At 67.7% G+C, this 16,843-nt stretch carries 12 protein-coding genes; 9 read left to right on the forward strand and 3 right to left on the reverse strand.

Annotated elements, in window-relative coordinates:
- The first annotated feature begins 40 nt into the window (after positions 1–40).
- Positions 41–1,519 carry a protein adenylyltransferase SelO gene (locus CAL26_RS09445; RefSeq protein WP_094847010.1) on the forward strand — a complete coding sequence of 493 codons (1,479 nt, stop codon included), beginning with the start codon at positions 41–43 and terminating at the stop codon, positions 1,517–1,519.
- A gap of 269 nt (positions 1,520–1,788) precedes the next feature.
- Positions 1,789–2,511 (forward strand): response regulator transcription factor, encoded by a 723-nt coding sequence (locus CAL26_RS09450; RefSeq protein ID WP_094846618.1) that lies wholly within the window; start codon positions 1,789–1,791, stop codon positions 2,509–2,511.
- Positions 2,512–2,536: 25 nt separating this feature from the next.
- Here CAL26_RS09450 and CAL26_RS09455 read toward each other — a convergent pair whose 3' ends face one another.
- The 3 genes from CAL26_RS09455 to CAL26_RS09465 form a co-directional block, all read right to left on the reverse strand.
- Entirely contained in the window at positions 2,537–3,871 is a 1,335-nt protein-coding gene (locus CAL26_RS09455; RefSeq protein ID WP_094846619.1) for a sensor histidine kinase, read from the reverse strand.
- A gap of 231 nt (positions 3,872–4,102) precedes the next feature.
- On the reverse strand, positions 4,103–6,040 hold the full coding sequence (locus CAL26_RS09460) for a bifunctional diguanylate cyclase/phosphodiesterase (protein WP_179283304.1): 1,938 nt from the start codon (positions 6,038–6,040) through the stop codon (positions 4,103–4,105).
- A 138-nt stretch (positions 6,041–6,178) separates the two neighbouring features.
- On the reverse strand, positions 6,179–7,462 hold the full coding sequence (locus CAL26_RS09465; protein ID WP_094846621.1) for a GGDEF domain-containing protein: 1,284 nt from the start codon (positions 7,460–7,462) through the stop codon (positions 6,179–6,181).
- 499 nt (positions 7,463–7,961) lie between these two features.
- On the opposite strand from CAL26_RS09465, the gene aroC reads away from it, so the two are divergent.
- From aroC to CAL26_RS09500, 7 genes are all read left to right on the forward strand, one after another.
- A complete protein-coding gene (gene aroC / locus CAL26_RS09470; protein WP_094846622.1) occupies positions 7,962–9,020 on the forward strand; it encodes a chorismate synthase in 1,059 nt (352 codons plus the stop codon).
- A 136-nt stretch (positions 9,021–9,156) separates the two neighbouring features.
- On the forward strand, positions 9,157–10,005 hold the full coding sequence (locus tag CAL26_RS09475; RefSeq protein WP_094846623.1) for a M48 family metallopeptidase: 849 nt from the start codon (positions 9,157–9,159) through the stop codon (positions 10,003–10,005).
- A gap of 144 nt (positions 10,006–10,149) precedes the next feature.
- Positions 10,150–11,553 carry a 3-isopropylmalate dehydratase large subunit gene (gene leuC / locus CAL26_RS09480; RefSeq protein WP_094846624.1) on the forward strand — a complete coding sequence of 468 codons (1,404 nt, stop codon included), beginning with the start codon at positions 10,150–10,152 and terminating at the stop codon, positions 11,551–11,553.
- A gap of 5 nt (positions 11,554–11,558) precedes the next feature.
- Positions 11,559–12,209, forward strand: a complete 651-nt coding sequence (gene leuD / locus CAL26_RS09485; RefSeq protein WP_094846625.1) for a 3-isopropylmalate dehydratase small subunit — start codon at positions 11,559–11,561, stop codon at positions 12,207–12,209.
- 39 nt (positions 12,210–12,248) lie between these two features.
- On the forward strand, positions 12,249–13,328 hold the full coding sequence (leuB, locus tag CAL26_RS09490) for a 3-isopropylmalate dehydrogenase (protein ID WP_094846626.1): 1,080 nt from the start codon (positions 12,249–12,251) through the stop codon (positions 13,326–13,328).
- 168 nt (positions 13,329–13,496) lie between these two features.
- Positions 13,497–14,627 carry an aspartate-semialdehyde dehydrogenase gene (gene asd / locus CAL26_RS09495; protein WP_094846627.1) on the forward strand — a complete coding sequence of 377 codons (1,131 nt, stop codon included), beginning with the start codon at positions 13,497–13,499 and terminating at the stop codon, positions 14,625–14,627.
- 13 nt (positions 14,628–14,640) lie between these two features.
- Positions 14,641–16,842: a FimV/HubP family polar landmark protein gene (locus CAL26_RS09500; protein WP_094846628.1), complete on the forward strand. Its 2,202-nt coding sequence runs from the start codon at positions 14,641–14,643 to the stop codon at positions 16,840–16,842.
- Position 16,843: the final 1 nt, after the last annotated feature.

Raw genomic sequence — 16,843 nt, forward strand, 5'->3', positions numbered from 1 at the left:
GTCCGACGTCTCCGAATTGCCCGTGCTCGCGCCCCTGGCCATGACGCTGGAGGAGTTGCCGATGAGCAACTCCTTCGCCGCGCTGCCGGCGGCTTTTTACACACGGCTGAAACCACAGGGCCTGAATGCGCCCCGGCTGGTCCACGCCAATGAGGACGCGGCCGCCCTGATCGGTTTGGCGCCGGAAGCCCTGCGCACCCAGGCTTTCCTGGATGTGTTCTCGGGACGGACGCCGCTCCCGGGCGGGGATACGCTGGCGGCAGTCTACAGCGGCCACCAGTTCGGCGTCTGGGCGGGGCAGTTGGGCGACGGCCGCGCCCATCTGCTGGGCGAGGTCGATGGGCCGCATGGCCCGTGGGAACTACAGCTGAAAGGCGCCGGCATGACGCCGTATTCCCGCATGGGCGACGGCCGCGCCGTCCTGCATTCGTCGGTGCGCGAATACCTGGCCGGCGAGGCCATGCATGGCCTGGGCATACCGACCACCCGCGCCCTGGCGCTGGTCGCCTCCGACGATCCGGTCTATCGGGAAACCGTGGAAACGGCGGCCATCGTGACCCGCATGTCGCCCAGTTTCGTACGCTTCGGCTCCTTCGAGCATTGGGCGTCGCGCCGCCAGCCCGAGATGCTGCAGGTCCTGGCCGATTACGTGATCGACCGCTTCTACCCCGAATGCCGGCGGCCGGTGGCAGGCGAAAGCGCGGCCGCCAATGCGCCGCTGGTACGCCTGCTGGACGCCGTCATGGTGCGCACCGCCAGGTTGATGGCGCAATGGCAATGCGTAGGCTTCGCCCACGGCGTCATGAACACCGACAACATGTCCATCCTGGGGCTGACCCTGGATTACGGTCCTTATGGCTTCATGGACGGGTTCCGCCTGGATCACGTCTGCAATCATTCGGACTCGGAAGGGCGGTACGCCTGGAATCGCCAGCCTTCCGTGGGGCTGTGGAATCTTTATCGCCTGGCGGGCAGCTTCAATAGCGTGGTGCAGGACGCGGATGCCTTGAAGGCGGTGCTGGACCGCTACGAAGCCGTATTCAGCCGCGCGTTCCACGACGGCATGGCGGCCAAGCTCGGCCTGGACCGCTGGCTTCCCGAAGACGAGCCGCTGCTGGATGACCTGCTGCGGCTGATGCATGAACAGCGCGCCGACTTCACGCTGGCGTTCCGCCGCCTTTCCACGGCGGTGCGCGGCGATGCCCAGCCGTTCAAGGACTTGTTCATCGATCGCGAGGCCGCAGGCGAATGGCTGCAGCGCCTGCTGCGGCGACACGACAGCGCGCCTCGCGAGGCGACCCTGCGCGCCGAGGCCATGGACCGCGTGAATCCCCTGTACGTGCTGCGCAACCATCTGGCGGAACTCGCCATACGCGCGGCCGCGCAGGGCGACGCCAGCGTCATCGACGAATTGATGCAGGTGCTGCGCGACCCGTATACCGAGCGGCCGGAATTCGCCCGGTATGCGGGACTGCCGCCGGATTGGGCAAACGACCTGGAAGTCAGCTGCTCATCCTGAACGCGGCTTCTACGCGACGAAAGTTGCTAAAACTGCGTTCTTTGCGATAAGGAGTGTATCGATTGTTGCAATGTGTGGAAGTTTGGGGCATCCTCGTGAATGAGGAGGAGTCGCAACTATGAGAGACGAATTCTTATAGTTGCGGTCTTTGGGCGCCGCTTTCGCATTGTTACCAATGTTAGAATTGCGCCGCTGCCCAGGCGGCATTCTGCTATTCAAGCGGCTGGGCCCTGTGGACCTGTCCACAGGCCGATTTCCGGGGATATATCGTGCAAACGCAAGCAGCAGACGGCGTGTTGTGTATCGGTCTGTTAGAGGATGATGCGGACTTTCGGGAAGAGCTGAAGCTGGGGCTGGGCGGATACGGCTTTCGCGTGAACTTCGCCTGCGCCAGCGCGGCGGATTTCTATCGCCATATGGAAAGCCAGCCCTGCGACGTCGTCATCCTCGACGCCAATGTGCAGGGTGCGGAAGATGGCTTCTCGGTCGCGACGCGCCTGCGCGCGCTGCACGCCGTCGGCATTGTGATGCTGACCGGGCGTGGCGCGCTGGAAGATCGCGTGCGCGGTCTGGAAGGCGGGGCGGATATCTACATCACCAAGCCGGTCGACCTGCTGGAACTGAGTTCCGTCATTCGCAGCCTGGCGCGCCGCATGCGCTTGTCGCGCAGCGCCGCGCCGCAGCCGGTGGCGGAACGCGGCAACCAGAACTGGAGCCTGCAGGACGGCGGCTGGATCCTGGTGTCGCCCGATGGCGGTAGCCTGCACCTGAGCGCCCAGGAACGCGTTTTCCTGAATGCGTTGATCGAAGCCAGCGGCAACGTCGTGAGCCGTCAGGCATTGTCGGAGCTGTTCAGCCCGTCGAACCCCAGCGAATTCGAACTGCGCCGCATCGATGTGCTGGTCAGCCGCCTGCGCGCCAAGGCGCAGTCCAGCGGCATGAAGCTGCCGGTGCTGTCCGTGCGCGGGCAGGGCTACGTGTTCGCGGCCTGATCGGCCTGATCGGGTTTATCGACCGCTAGCGCACTTTGCTGATGGGCAGCGCGATCGTGAAGCGCGCGCCCTTGCCCGGCTCGCTTTCGACCGTCAACGTGCCGCCCTGGCGTTCGCAGATCTTGCGTACCAGGAACAGGCCCAGGCCCAGGCCCTTGGTTTCGCGATGGGCGGCGCGGCGGAAATGCGGGTCGAAAATCCGCGCCTGATCTTCCTTTTCGATGCCCGGCCCGCGGTCGGCGACCGTGATCCAGGCGGTACGGTCGCCTGGGCTGGTCACCGTTCCCACCTGGATCACGATAGGCTGGTCGGCTGGCGAGTACTTCACCGCGTTGTGGATGAGGTTGCGCAGCACGACGCCCGTGAGCGGGCCGTCGCACCAGGCAGGCGCCGGCGTGGGCGCTTCCAGCTGGAGGCGGTGCGCGACGTCGTTCTGGATCGAGGCCACCACGTCGGCGGCCAGCCGGGCCAGATCCACGACTTCGTGGCGCGGCGCGACAGCTTCATCGTAGGCGCTTTCCTGCACCAGCAACTGGTCCATCAGTTCGCTGATCCGGGCCACCGCGCGCCCGATGCGCTGCAGGCGGCTGTCGATCTGTTCGTCGCTGCCTTCCAGGACCATTTCCAGGGATTGCACGGCGGCGCTGATGGTCGCCACGGGCGAACGCATTTCGTGCGACAGCAGCGCGTTCATCTGGCGCTGGCGCTCCAGTACCTCGTTCAGCATGGACAGCCGCGCTTCGATTTCCCGCTGGCCGGCCGCCAGCGATGCCGGCGTGGCTTTCGCTTCAACCCGCGTGGCGGCCGGGGGCCGGCCCAGCGCCGATCCCGCGTCGCTGGTCCTGCGTCGGGTCGGCGTGGCGGCAGCCGCCAGCACGACCAGCAGCGCGATACCGCCGCACGCGGCCGCGAGCACGGCGAACGCCGGCGGGATGGCCGTCGGGCTCACCTGCGCGTAGAAGGCCACGGCATCGATGGCGAAGCCGACGCCGAGCGCGGCGATCGCCGCCACCCATGCGCATATCTTGAAGATCACGGACCAGAGGCGAAGACCGCGCCGGCGCAGCGCGTGTCCCGCCATCCACAGGACGGCGCTCGCGCCCAGGCCCAGGCAGGCCGCCGACGCGCCGGCCTGCGCGGACTGGGGCACCCAGGCGGCCAGCAGCCCCCACAGCAAGGCGACTCGCGCGGCTTGCGACGCCAGCAGCAACAGCGTGGCGATGAGCGGGAATCCGGTGCGGCGCCTGGCGGCGATCAGCATGATGGCGACCAGGACGGCGGCAGCCAGGCCGGCCAGGCTGGCTCGGTGCGAGTTCAAGAGCGCGCCGGCGACGGCCGGATACCAGGAATCAGGGTTCATGCAGACTTCGAATAGGCCGGTGCGGTGAGCGTTGAGCGGCGCGAAGGGTTCGCGCGGCACCTGGCGTTAGTTTGCGCGGAAGTATAGCGGCATGCTCGCCGAAGAACGCCGCGCCTTCGATGCGGCGATGCGTCAATGCATCACCACAGCCATGCGGCCATGCGCGGCCGCGCGCAGGCGCCGATGCGCCGATGCGCCAACGCGGCCGCGACCGCGGCACGGACGGCGTCCTCAGGCGGCCAGGCTTTCGATGGGATGGGCGACCACGGCGATGCCCTGGCGCGCCAGGAACGCGGCGGTCTCCTCGTCCGCGCGGCCATCCGCGTAGACCTCAACCCCCAGGCCTTTGGCCGTTTCGCGAACCGACGTCGCCAGGTGCCGGCTGCCGGGACTGCGCGCCATGGCGTCGACGAAGGATGCACCCAGCTTGACGTAGGCAACGGGCAATTCGTGCAGGCGCGTCATGACGTTGAAGTCGTCCGAAAGGTGGCTGACCCCGATGCGCGCCCCGACGTCGCAGACCACCGCGCACAGCGTGCGCACATGGTCGAAGTTTTCCAGCAGTCCGCGGGCTTCCACTTCCAGCACCAGGCGGCCGGCCTGCGCCGGGCGGTCCCTGAGCATCTGCCCGAGCCGCGACAGAAAGTTGGACTGGCCCAGCGACGGCAGGGCCAGCGCGATCGACAGCGTGCCGCCATGCGACACCAGCCAGTCCAGCGCGAGCCGGATGGCCTGGATATCGCATTCGGGCGACAGTCCCAGCCGCACCGCCGCCGGCATGAATATGTGCGCGGGCAGGGGCCCCTGGGCGTCGGCATCGTGCAGCATCAACGTGCCTTCGTGGCGCAGTGTCGCGCCGTCCGCGCCCAGCAGCGCCTGCGACGCCAGCGAAAAGCGATGCTGTTCCAGCGCCATCACCAGCGTATCGCGCCACTGCAGTTCGCCGGCGGCTTCCGCCAGGCCGGGCGATTCCGCCCTGACCGGCGAGTCGGTATCGGCGCTCTCCGCGCGCATCAGCGCATGGTCGAGCAGGGCCAGCAATTCGCTGGCGCGGTCGCCGCGCGAGTAGGGCGCCGTCGCCAGTGCCCAGCGGCACCACTGGTTTTCGCCCAGGGACACGCGCAGCGCGCGCAGCTCGTGCCGCAGCTGATCGGCCAGCGGCCCCGCCTGGGACGCCGTCACGCCCTGCAGCAGCAAGGCGAAGTCGGAGCCGTTCAGGCGTGCCAGCAGGTAAGGCGGTACGTGGTGGCGGCCCAGCTTCTGGTCCAGCCTGAGTCCGACCGAACGCAGCCACTGGTCGGTGATGTCGCGCGGCATGTGGCGGTTGATCGCGGCGAGGTCGCGCTGGCGGAACATCAGCACGTAGCCGGATTCGGCGTTCGGCGCCTGCGTGCCGCCGGTCAGGGCGCGGCGCAGTTCGTTGAAAAAATACTTGCGATTGGGCAGCCGGGTGACGGGATCCAGGTTCAATTCCAGCTGCAGGGATTCGATGCGCGCATGGGCTTCCTCGGCCGTCATGCGCAGCCTTTCGCGCGCCTCGGCCAGGGCGTCGGCCACGTCGGCGACTTCGCGCCAGGGCGGCAGGGCGACCGGCGGGGCGGGGTCGCCGTGGGCCAGGGCCCGCACCTGCGCGCTGATCCCCTGCAGCACCCGTTTCTGCAGCCAGCGCACCATGCCCCGGGCATAGACCAGCCAGCACAGCCCGGCGAACGCCACCAGCAGCGCCAGGCCGACCGAATGCCGCCATAGTGCCCGCAGTGCCTCGGTATCGTCGGCCACGACGGTGACCGTGCCGGGCACGCCGGCCGTGGTCTTGAACGGCCGGGACGCCGCGGGTGGCCGGGGGGCGATCAGGGAGGCGAACCAGTCGGGCGCCGCGCTCGGCGGGTCCTGCTTGACGTACTCGAAGGCCAGGCCGCCGTGCACTTCGATGCGCCGATAGGCGCCGCTGGCGAAAATGTCCCGCGCCACCGCGCGCCAGGTGGTCTCGTCGGCGGCGGGATCGCGGCCGAACACCGCGGCCAGCGTGGCGGCGGCCATCTCGCCGCGGGCGCGCAGCTCGTCGCCGAGATATCGGCGGGCCGCATCGATGTTCAGCATCTGCGAGCCGATGAGCAGCAACGCCGTGACCGCGGCGACGCTGACGAGCAATTGTCGCAATAGGGACATAGGTAGGGCTGCGCGTTCCATCGTTGGGGGCAGGCGCATGCCGGCCGCCGTACCGCCTTGCCGGGATAGGCGCGCATAGTGTAGGGTGTTTTGGCGGATCGCAGGCCGTACGGCTGCGACGGGGCGGCGATACGGCGCCTATTGGGCGAGTTCTTCGCGCTCGCGGCCGTATACCTCGACCCGGTTGCGGCTGCCGCTCTTGGCCCGGTACAGCGCCATGTCGGCGCGCATCAACAGCGTGTCGAGCGACACGCCGGGCTCGTGCATCGCCAGGCCGAGCGAGATCGTCATGCTCAACGGGCCGCCTTCCAGCAGGCCGATCTTCATCCCCGCGACGGCCTGGCGCAGGCGTTCGGCCGCCACGAGGGCGGCGGGCAGATCGGTATGCGGCATCAGCACGGCGAATTCCTCGCCGCCGAAGCGGCCGATGATGTCGCTGTCGCGCAGGGTATTGGTGATGGTGTCCGTGACGCGGCGGATCGCCTGGTCGCCGACGTGGTGGCCGTAGCGGTCGTTGATCGATTTGAAGTGATCGATGTCGATCAGCAGCGCCGCCAGCGGGTGTGGATAGCGTCGGCATTGCAGGATCTGCGCCTCGGCGGTTTCCATGAACGCACGGCGGTTTTTCAGACCGGTCAGGGGGTCCGTGTTGGCCAGCCAGACCAACTGGCGGGTGCGATGCGCGACCGCCGATTCCAGCCGCGCGTTGGCCTGCGCCATGCGCTGGTTGAAATGGCGCGCATGCCGGTTCAGGACGAGCAGCCAGATCGCCAGTATCCCGCTGCAGATCAGCAGTCCCACGAACGACCACTGCAGACGCCTGAAGCCGTCGGCCACCGCCGTATTGTGCTGGTTGCTGTCGCCGCGCTGCGCCTGGTATACAGCTCCGCCCAGGCGGTCGACCAGCAGGCGGGCTTCGTCCGCATGATCGGCCAGGTCCTGCGCCGCGCCGCGGATGCGGTTGGGGTCGCCGGTATCGGCCGCGTCGCGCCAGGTCCGCAGCCGGTCGTCCAGCATCTGCACGTCGACGCGCGCCGCGGGCAGCGAGCGCACCAGGGCGACGCCGGGGGCGCTTTCCGCGGTGCCGGGATTGACGAAGGTGGCCAGCGCCTGCAGGTCCTGTACGAATTCCCTGGCGTCGCCGCCGGCCACGGTTTTTTGGGCGTCGGCGATGAGCCGGTTCATCTGCGACACCAGACGGTAGCTGTACAGGCCGCTATCGGCGCCGCCCGGTTGCGATACCACCCGCGATTGGGTGAACAGCGTGGCTCCGGTCACCAGGGCCAGCAGCGCCATGGCGACCAGCAGGGTGACGAGCGCGATCGCCAGCCCGCGCCGCCGGGGACTCGGGGGCACGGCGTGCCAGGTCTCGTCCTGTGGCAGGGCGGGCTCCTTGGCGGTCGCGGGTTGCGGGGGTGTCATGGGTGCGCTGGACGATGCAAGGCGTCAGGGCCGCGTCGGGCGGGCGGGTTGGCCAACCGGGCGACCGGGCATGGCCGGGCTGCGGGTGGTCTCGAACTGCGCGGTCAAACGTTCGTACATGCTGTCCTTCTCCTGCCTGGATGGTGAGCGCAGCGCAACGTACAACCCGGAGGCCGGCGCGAGCTGCCGTCCGGCCTGCGTTACGCATGCGAAAAGACATGGATGCGGGACGTTAGAGGGCTCAATCAAGGCCGCCTGATACAAAAAGCATCCGGGATTTTCAGCGGGTTAACATTTTGGGGTCCGGGCGGGCATGCATCAACAACGAATAATCGCGATGAGTTGCCGAAGATCGAGGTTTTATTGCCGTCCGTCTCTTTGTGTGCGGCGTTTATCGCTGTTTAACGGCGGCTTGCACCGGAATGGGCGGTGCCGCGCGCGGGTGTCATAATCCCAACCATTCCGCGTCCGTCCTGGGCGCCTCGCATCCAGAACAACCATGTCCGGCAATACCTTAGGAAAGCTTTTCACCGTTACCAACTTCGGCGAGTCCCATGGGCCGGCCATCGGCTGCGTGGTGGACGGCTGCCCCCCTGGCATGCCCCTGTCCGTCGAGGACATCCAGGCGGAACTGGACCGTCGCCGCCCGGGAACCTCGCGGCACGTGACGCAACGCCAGGAGCCCGATCAGGTCGAGATTCTATCCGGGGTCTTCGAAGGCGCGACCACCGGCACCCCCATCGGCCTGCTGATCCGCAATACGGACGCGCGCAGCAAGGACTACGCGAACCTGGTCGATACCTTCCGCCCCGGCCATGCCGACTACAGCTACTTCCACAAATACGGCGTACGCGATCCGCGCGGCGGCGGACGTTCCTCCGCGCGGCTGACGGCGCCGACCGTCGCCGCCGGCGCGATTGCCAAGAAATGGCTGGCGGCCACGCATGGCGTGCGCATCCGTGGCTACATGAGCCAGCTGGGGCCCATTTCCATCCCCTTCGAAAGCTGGGACGCGGTGCCCGACAATCCCTTTTTCGCGCCGAACGCCGGCATCGTGCCCCAGCTCGAAGCCTACATGGACGAGCTGCGCCGCGACGGCGATTCGGTCGGCGCGCGGGTCGAAGTGGTCGCCCAGAACGCCCCGGCGGGGTGGGGCGAACCCCTCTACGACCGGCTGGACGCGGACATCGCGCACGCCATGATGGGCTTGAACGCGGTGAAGGCGGTTTCCATCGGCGCGGGATTCGATTGCGTCACCCAGCGCGGTTCCGAGCACGGCGACGAGATCACGCCCCAGGGCTTCCTGAGCAATCACGCGGGCGGCGTGCTGGGCGGGATCTCCACGGGCCAGGACATCACGGTTTCGCTGGCGATCAAGCCCACGTCGAGCATCCGCATCGAACGCCGCTCGGTCGATCGCGCGGGGAATCCGACCAGCGTGCAGACGCTGGGCCGCCATGACCCCTGCGTCGGCATCCGCGCCACCCCCATCGCCGAGGCCCTGCTGGCCTTGGTCCTGATGGACCACGCCCTGCGACATCGCGGACAATGCGGTTGAAAGCACGGCGCCCGCGACTCGCCATCCGGTGAGACCGCGCGGCATCTGGCAGCCCTGATTGGCAGCCCCTGGCTGCCAGGCGCTGGCCCCTCGCCGGGGCCGCCGCCGACACTAAGCAAAACTTGGAGACTCGGACATGATTGATCACAAAAATCCTGGCCGCCGTCCGCGCCTCCTGCTGGGCGCGGGCGTCCTGGCCCTGTCGCTGATGGGCGGCTGCGCCAGCGTGCATACCACGCAAGGCGGCGCCGTCGGCGTCGACCGGCAGCAGTACATGTCCAGCCTGGTGTCCTCCCAGGACCTGCAGCAGGAGGCGGACAAGCAATACGCCACCATCCTGGCCCAGGCCAAGCAGAAGAACCTGCTCGACGTCGACGCGCAGCAGGTCGCGCGCGTGCGGACCATCGCCCAGCGCCTGATCGCGCAGGTGGGCGTATTCCGTCCCGACGCCGCGTCCTGGGGCTGGGAGGTCCACGTCATTTCTTCCGACGAGATCAATGCCTGGTGCATGCCGGGCGGCAAGATCGCCGTGTATACCGGCCTGCTGAACCAGATCAAACCCACGGATGACGAGCTGGCGGCGGTCATGGGGCACGAGATTTCCCATGCGTTGCGCGAACACGCGCGCGAACGGGTTTCGCAGCAGATGGCCACCAGCGTGGGCCTGTCCGTCCTGTCCGTGGTGACCGGTTCGACGGCGGTCTCGGACCTGGGCGGCAAGCTGTCGGACGTCATGTTCACGCTGCCGAACAGCCGCACGCACGAGGCGGAAGCCGATCGGATGGGCGTGGAGCTCGCCGCGCGCGCGGGCTACGACCCTTCGGCGGCGATTTCGCTGTGGCGCAAGATGGCGCAGGCCTCCCAGGGCAAGGAACAGCCCGAGATCCTGTCCACCCATCCGTCCGCGGAATCGCGTATCGCGGATCTGCAGACCGCGTCGCAACAGGTGATGCCGCTTTACCAGCAGGCCAAGGCAGGTAAGTAGGACCGCCGGCAACGTGGTACTGGTTGTACTAGTATTGATGCTGCCGTTGTACTAGGTTCGGAGCCAGCGCATAATGGATTACCCGGTCGTTTCACGCGACTCGGTCTTCTTTTTGGCTGTTTCCCCCCTGTTCGGTGACTTTTCATGGCCCAAACCCTTTACGACAAGCTCTGGGACGCGCACGTCGTCCATCAAGAATCCGACGGCACCTGTTTGCTGTATATCGACCGGCACCTGGTCCATGAAGTCACCAGCCCGCAGGCATTCGAGGGCCTGACGCTAGCGGATCGCAAGCCCTGGCGCCTGGACGCCAACCTGGCGGTTGCCGACCACAATGTGCCGACGATCAATCGCGCGCAGGGCATCAGCGATCCCGTGTCGCGCCTGCAGGTCGACACGCTGGATGACAACTGCGCGAAGTACGGCATTACCGAATTCAAGATGAACGACCTGCGCCAGGGCATCGTTCACGTCATCGGACCGGAGCAAGGCGCGACCCTGCCGGGCATGACGGTGGTCTGCGGCGATTCGCACACCAGCACCCACGGCGCCGTCGGCACGCTGGCCTTCGGCATCGGCACGTCCGAGGTCGAGCACGTGCTGGCCACCCAGACGCTGCTGATGAAGAAAAGCAAGAGCATGCTGATCAAGGTCGAAGGCGAACTGCCTTTCGGCTGCACCGCCAAGGATCTGGTGCTGCATATCATCGGCGTCATCGGCACGGCCGGCGGTACCGGCCACGCGATCGAGTTCGGCGGGTCGGCGATCCGCGCGCTTTCGGTCGAAGGCCGCATGACCGTCAGCAACATGGCCATCGAAGCGGGCGCGCGTTCCGGCATGATCGCCGTGGACGACAAGACCATCGAATATTTTCGCGGCCGTCCTTTCGCGCCTGTCGGACCCTTGTGGGACCAGGCGGTGCAATACTGGCGCACCCTGCATTCCGATCCCGACGCCAAGTTCGATCGCGTGGTGGAAATCGATGCGCGCCAGATCAAGCCGCAGGTCACCTGGGGCACCTCGCCCGAGATGGTGTTGTCCGTCGACAGCCGCGTGCCGGATCCGGATCGCGAGAAGGACGACGGGCGCCGCAGCGGCATGGAGCGCGCGCTGGACTACATGGGCCTGAAGCCCAACACGCCGATCACCGATATCCGCGTGGACCGCGTGTTCATCGGCTCCTGCACCAATTCGCGTATCGAGGACCTGCGCGCGGCCGCCGCGGTGGCGCGCGGCAAGCGCGTGGCGTCCAACGTCAAGCAGGCCATGGTGGTGCCCGGTTCCGGCCTGGTGAAGCAGCAGGCCGAACGCGAAGGGCTGGACAAGATTTTCCGCGAAGCCGGTTTCGAATGGCGCGAACCGGGCTGTTCGATGTGCCTGGCGATGAACGCCGACCGGCTGGAGCCCGGCGAACGCTGCGCGTCCACGTCCAATCGCAATTTCGAAGGCAGGCAAGGCCAGGGTGGACGCACCCATCTGGTCAGCCCCGCCATGGCGGCCGCGGCGGCCATCGCCGGCCATTTCGTTGACGTCAGGAATTTCCGCTAAAGATCATGCAAGCATTCACCCATCACGAGGGCCTGGTGGCCCCGCTCGACCGCGAAAACGTCGATACCGACCTGATCATTCCCAAGCAGTTCCTGAAGTCGATCAAGCGCTCGGGTTTCGGTCCCAACCTGTTCGACGAGATCCGCTACCTGGATCATGGTGAACCGGGCATGGACAACAGCAAGCGCCCGCTGAATCCGGATTTCGTCCTGAACCAGCCGCGCTACCAGGGCGCGTCCATCCTGCTGGGCCGCAAGAACTTCGGCTGCGGCTCCAGCCGCGAGCATGCGCCCTGGGCGCTGCAGCAGTATGGTTTTCGCGCCATCATCGCGCCGTCCTATGCCGATATCTTCTTCAACAACAGTTTCAAGAACGGCCTGCTGCCGGTCGTGTTGTCGGAGCTGGACGTCGCGCGGCTGTTCGACGAGGTCAAGGCCTTTCCCGGCTACAAGCTGCGCATCGATCTCGAACAGCAGGTCGTGCTGACGCCGGAAGGCCGCGGCATCCCGTTCGAGATCGAGCCGTTCCGCAAATACTGCCTGGTCAACGGCTACGACGACATCGCGTTGACGCTGCGCCAGTCGGACAAGATCCGCGCGTTCGAAGCCGAACGGCTGGCGCGCCATCCGTGGCTGCAAAGCCGGCCGCTGGCGTGAGCACGGCGTGAACACGTAAAGTTTTTTTCTGGAAGATTGATGACACACAAGATTGCGGTTCTGCCCGGCGACGGCATCGGCCCGGAAATCGTCGAACAGGCTTTGCGCGTGTTGAGCGCGCTCAAGCTGGATCTGGAAGTGCGCGAGGCTGCCGTCGGCGGCGCGGCCTTCGATCAATTCGAACATCCGCTGCCGCCGGCCACGCTGCAGCTGGCGCAGTCGTCCAGCGCCGTGCTGTTCGGCGCCGTGGGCGATTGGAAGTACGACAGCCTGCCGCGCGAATTCCGTCCGGAACAGGCCATCCTGGGCCTGCGCAAATCGCTGGGCCTGTTCGCCAACCTGCGTCCCGCCATTCTGTATCCCGAACTGGCGAACGCCTCGTCGCTCAAGCCGGAAGTGGTTTCCGGCCTGGACATCCTGATCCTGCGCGAACTGACGGGCGACATCTACTTCGGCACGCCCCGCGGCGTGCGCAGCGCGCCGGACGGCAACTTCGCCGGCGAGCGCGAAGGCTACGACACCATGCGCTACAGCGAGCCGGAAGTGCGCCGCATCGCGCGCATCGGCTTCGAAGCCGCGCGCAAGCGCAATCGCAAGCTGTGCAGCGTGGACAAGGCCAATGTGCTGGAGACCTCGCAGCTGTGGCGTGAAGTCGTCACGGAAGTCGCGCGCGACTATCCCGATGTCGCCCTGTCCCACATGTATGTGGACAATGCCGCCATGCAACTGGTGCGCGCCCCGCGCGAGTTCGACGTCATCGTCACGGGCAACCTGTTCGGCGACATCCTTTCCGACGAAGCGGCGATGCTGACGGGCTCCATCGGGATGCTGCCTTCCGCGTCCCTGAACGCCAATGGCCAGGGCTTGTACGAGCCCAGCCACGGCTCGGCGCCGGACATCGCGGGCAAGGGCGTGGCCAATCCGCTGGCCACCATCCTGTCGGCGGCGATGATGCTGCGTTATTCGCTGGATCTGGCGCCGCACGCCGACCGCATCGAAGCAGCGGTGCGCGCGGTGCTGGCCCAGGGCCTGCGCACTGCCGACATCCATGAGGCGGGCACCACCAAGGTCGGTACCGCCCAAATGGGTGATGCCGTCCTGAAAGCCCTGGCGTCGTAAAACGCCATCGCGTAGTATCGGGGACGCCCTCGCCGCTCCGCTAACGGGGCGGCGAGGGCGTGCTTTCTGATAAATTGTCGGTTTGTGCAGCGAAAAAGCGTCTTTTTGATGCTTTGTCGCAAATTTTCCTTCTCTTCTTCTTATCCCTGACATTCAAGAGCGTACGAAATGAGCAATGCAGTGGGCCTCGTCGGTTGGCGTGGCATGGTCGGATCGGTGTTGATGCAACGCATGCGCGAAGAAAACGATTTCGCGCTGTTCGAGCCGGTTTTCTTTTCGACTAGCAACGCTGGCGCGGCGGCTCCCAAATGGGCCGAAGGCGCGGGCGCGCTGCAGGATGCCTACGATATCGATGCGCTCAAGAAACTGCCCATCATCGTGACCGCCCAGGGCGGCGACTACACCAGCGAGGTCTATCCGCGGCTGCGTGGCGCCGGCTGGAAGGGCCTGTGGATCGACGCCGCCAGCACGCTGCGCATGGCCGAAGACGCCATCATCGTCCTGGACCCGGTCAACCGGCCCGTCATCGACGCGGCGCTCAAGCGCGGCGTGCGCAATTTCATCGGCGGCAATTGCACCGTCAGCTGCATGCTGATGGGCCTGGCCGGCCTGTTCAACAACGACCTGGTGGAGTGGATGACGTCCATGACCTACCAGGCGGCCTCCGGCGGCGGCGCGCAGCATATGCGCGAGCTGTTGACGCAGTTCGGCATCCTGAACGAATCGGTCAAGCCGCTGCTGGACGATCCGGCCTCGGCCATCCTGGACATCGACCGGGGCGTGCTGGGCAAGCAGAAGGATCCCACGCTGCCGCGCGAGCATTTCGGCGTGCCGCTGGCCGGCAACCTGATTCCCTGGATCGACAAGGACCTGGGCAACGGCGTGTCGCGCGAGGAATGGAAGGGCGGCGCCGAGACCAACAAGATCCTGGGCCGCGGCGAAGGTTTCGGTACGCCGGCCACGCCCGTGGACGGCCTGTGCGTGCGCATCGGCGCCATGCGCTGCCACAGCCAGGCGCTGACCATCAAGCTGAAGCGCGACCTGCCGCTGGACGAAATCAGCGACATCATCGCCAGCGGTACGCAATGGGCCAAGGTCATCCCCAATACCAAGGAAGCCACGGTGGACGCCCTGACGCCGGTCGCCGTGACGGGCACGCTGGACATCCCGGTGGGCCGCCTGCGCAAGATGTCCATGGGCGGCGAGTACCTGAGCGCCTTCACGGTGGGCGACCAGCTGCTGTGGGGCGCGGCGGAACCGCTGCGCCGCATGCTACGCATCGCGCTCGCGGAAGCCTGACCGGAACCAGGCTATGACGCTACGCTCGCCGCGCCCTTCGTCCAAATCGAGCCGCAACGCGATGCGCTTCGCGGTCGCGCTGACCCTGGGATGCGCGGCCAGCGCGCCCGCTCACGCGTTCAGGATGGCGCACAGCCGCATCGTGTCGGCGCCGAATGCGCCCCTGCAGGTGCTGGTCGGCATTTCGGAGCTGACGCCTGACGAACAGCGGTCGCTGATGGCGTCGCTGGCGGATCCGAGCGCCTGGGAACAGGCGGGGGTGACCCCGCCCGTCCCGCTGTCCAGCATGACCCTGCGGCTGGAAGGCGGCGGCAATCCGACGCGGCGCAACCTGCGCATCAGCTCGCCGGAAGCCGCCAAGAGTCGCGTGGTTGACCTGCTGCTCAACGTGGGCACCAGCGAAGGCCAGCGCCAGGTGCAGGTCAGCATGATGCAAAGCGCGGGCGGCTTTCCCGGCCTGACATCGCAGGCGCAGGTGGGCAGCAGTGCCAGCCCCGGGCGCGGTGCGGGCGCCGTGGCGGTGCGGCCCGGCGATACGCTGTACGGGATCGCGCAAAGCAATGCGATCGCGGGGGCGACGCTGTACCAGATGCTGGTGGCGTTGTGGCGGGCCAATCCCAATGCCTTCATCCAGAACAACATGAATCTGGTGAAGGCCGGCGTGACCCTGGTCGTGCCGGACGCGGCGACGGTGCGCGCCATCGATCCGGCCGAGGCGCGCCGGATATTCATCCAGCAACAGGAAGCCTATGCGCGCTACCGGGCCAGCCTGGCGGGCGCGGCGGCGCGCGGGGCCGCGGCCTCGGCCGCCGGGTCCACCAGCGCCGGCCAGGTCGGCGGTGCGCAAACGCCGGTCACACCGGAGGCGCCGCCCCAGGATCGGCTGCGGCTGTCCAGCGGACAGGCCGGGCAGGGCAGTGCGGAGGCCCAGGCGCAAGCCCAGGCCGACGCCCAGACTTCCATCGCGAAAGCTTCGCAGGATGCGCAACAGCGCGTCGATCAGCTGGAACGCAACGTCAAGGACTTGAACGACGCGCTGGCCGAGCGTGGCGCCCAGCAGGGTGGGGCGGGCGGCGCCCAGACTGGCGGGACGGGCGCTGACGCGGCCGGAAAGGGCCAGTCGGGCGGCTTTGCCTTGCCGGGGCTGGGTGGCGCCGCGAGCGGCGCTGCGGGCACGGCTGGCGGCCGGCCGGGGGCGCTCGCGCAGGCAGGCAGTGCCGCGCAGCCTGGCGCGGGCACGTCGCCTGGGTCGGCAGGGTCGCCGGGTTCGGCCGCGCCCTCCGGCGGGGCCACGCAGCCCGGCGCGGCTGCCCAATCCGGCGCCGCCACGCCATCCGGCACTGCGCAGCAGGGCGCCACGGCGCCTGCTGGCGGGACGGGTGCCGGCACGCAGGCCGGCGCCGGCAACGCGGCTACGCAGGCCAACGGCGCCGCAGCGACGCCCGGCGCGGCGACACAGGGCGCGGCACACGGTGCTGCGGGACAAAGCGCGGCGGCCTCCGGTGCAGCCACACCCGGCGCCGCGACGCCCGACGCATCGACGCCCGGAATTTCGGGCGATGCGACCAATCTCGGCACGCCGGGAACCGCCGGTGCGTCCGGCTCCGCCGCGGGCGGGGCGTCGGCGCAGACCGGCGGCGCCGCCAGCGGCTCGCCAGGCACCGGCATCACGCCCTCCGGCGCAGGCGCGGCGCCAGGCGCCCCCGGCGCGGGCTCCACTACCGGAATCAACCCGACCACACCGAACGCCGCCACCGGCGCCAGCGGTGCGACTGGCGCTCCTGGCGCTCCTGGCGCAAACGGCGCTACCGGCGCTACCGGCGCAAACGGCGCAAACGGCGCAAACGGCCCAGCCAGCGCAGGCTCGGGCGCCGCGGGAGAGTCCGCCATCACCGTGGGCCCCGGTACGCCCTCCACGGATGCAGGCTCCGGCGCCAAGAACCAGGACGCGACATCCGGCCTGCCTTCATGGCTTTCCGACAACCTGCTTATCATCCTGACCGCCGTGCTGGCCCTGGTCGCCTTCGTGATCGCCTGGCTGCTGCGCCGCGCCGCCGTACGTCGTGAAGAGGACCAGGACGATTTCGACGACGAGCTCTACATGTCGGAAATCGATCAGCGCGCCATCGACCGCCGCCTGGACGGGATCAACCTGGACCTGGACGAACCGCCCGTCGAAGGTGACCGCCGGCCCTCCGGCCCCGTACGGACCTGAG

It is taken from the genome of Bordetella genomosp. 9 (genome assembly GCF_002261425.1).
Classification (GTDB): Bacteria; Pseudomonadota; Gammaproteobacteria; order Burkholderiales; family Burkholderiaceae_B; genus Bordetella_C.

Excerpts from the sequence above, each read along its gene's own strand:
- CAL26_RS09445 (WP_094847010.1), top strand. The coding sequence starts at position 41 with ATGACGCTGGAGGAGTTGCCGATGAGCAACTCCTTCGCCGCGCTGCCG.
- CAL26_RS09455 (WP_094846619.1), bottom strand. The coding sequence starts at position 3,871 with ATGAACCCTGATTCCTGGTATCCGGCCGTCGCCGGCGCGCTCTTGAAC.
- CAL26_RS09460 (WP_179283304.1), bottom strand. The coding sequence starts at position 6,040 with ATGTCCCTATTGCGACAATTGCTCGTCAGCGTCGCCGCGGTCACGGCG.
- CAL26_RS09465 (WP_094846621.1), bottom strand. The coding sequence starts at position 7,462 with ATGACACCCCCGCAACCCGCGACCGCCAAGGAGCCCGCCCTGCCACAG.
- aroC (WP_094846622.1), top strand. The coding sequence starts at position 7,962 with ATGTCCGGCAATACCTTAGGAAAGCTTTTCACCGTTACCAACTTCGGC.
- CAL26_RS09475 (WP_094846623.1), top strand. The coding sequence starts at position 9,157 with ATGATTGATCACAAAAATCCTGGCCGCCGTCCGCGCCTCCTGCTGGGC.
- leuC (WP_094846624.1), top strand. The coding sequence starts at position 10,150 with ATGGCCCAAACCCTTTACGACAAGCTCTGGGACGCGCACGTCGTCCAT.
- leuD (WP_094846625.1), top strand. The coding sequence starts at position 11,559 with ATGCAAGCATTCACCCATCACGAGGGCCTGGTGGCCCCGCTCGACCGC.
- leuB (WP_094846626.1), top strand. The coding sequence starts at position 12,249 with ATGACACACAAGATTGCGGTTCTGCCCGGCGACGGCATCGGCCCGGAA.
- asd (WP_094846627.1), top strand. The coding sequence starts at position 13,497 with ATGAGCAATGCAGTGGGCCTCGTCGGTTGGCGTGGCATGGTCGGATCG.
- CAL26_RS09500 (WP_094846628.1), top strand. The coding sequence starts at position 14,641 with ATGACGCTACGCTCGCCGCGCCCTTCGTCCAAATCGAGCCGCAACGCG.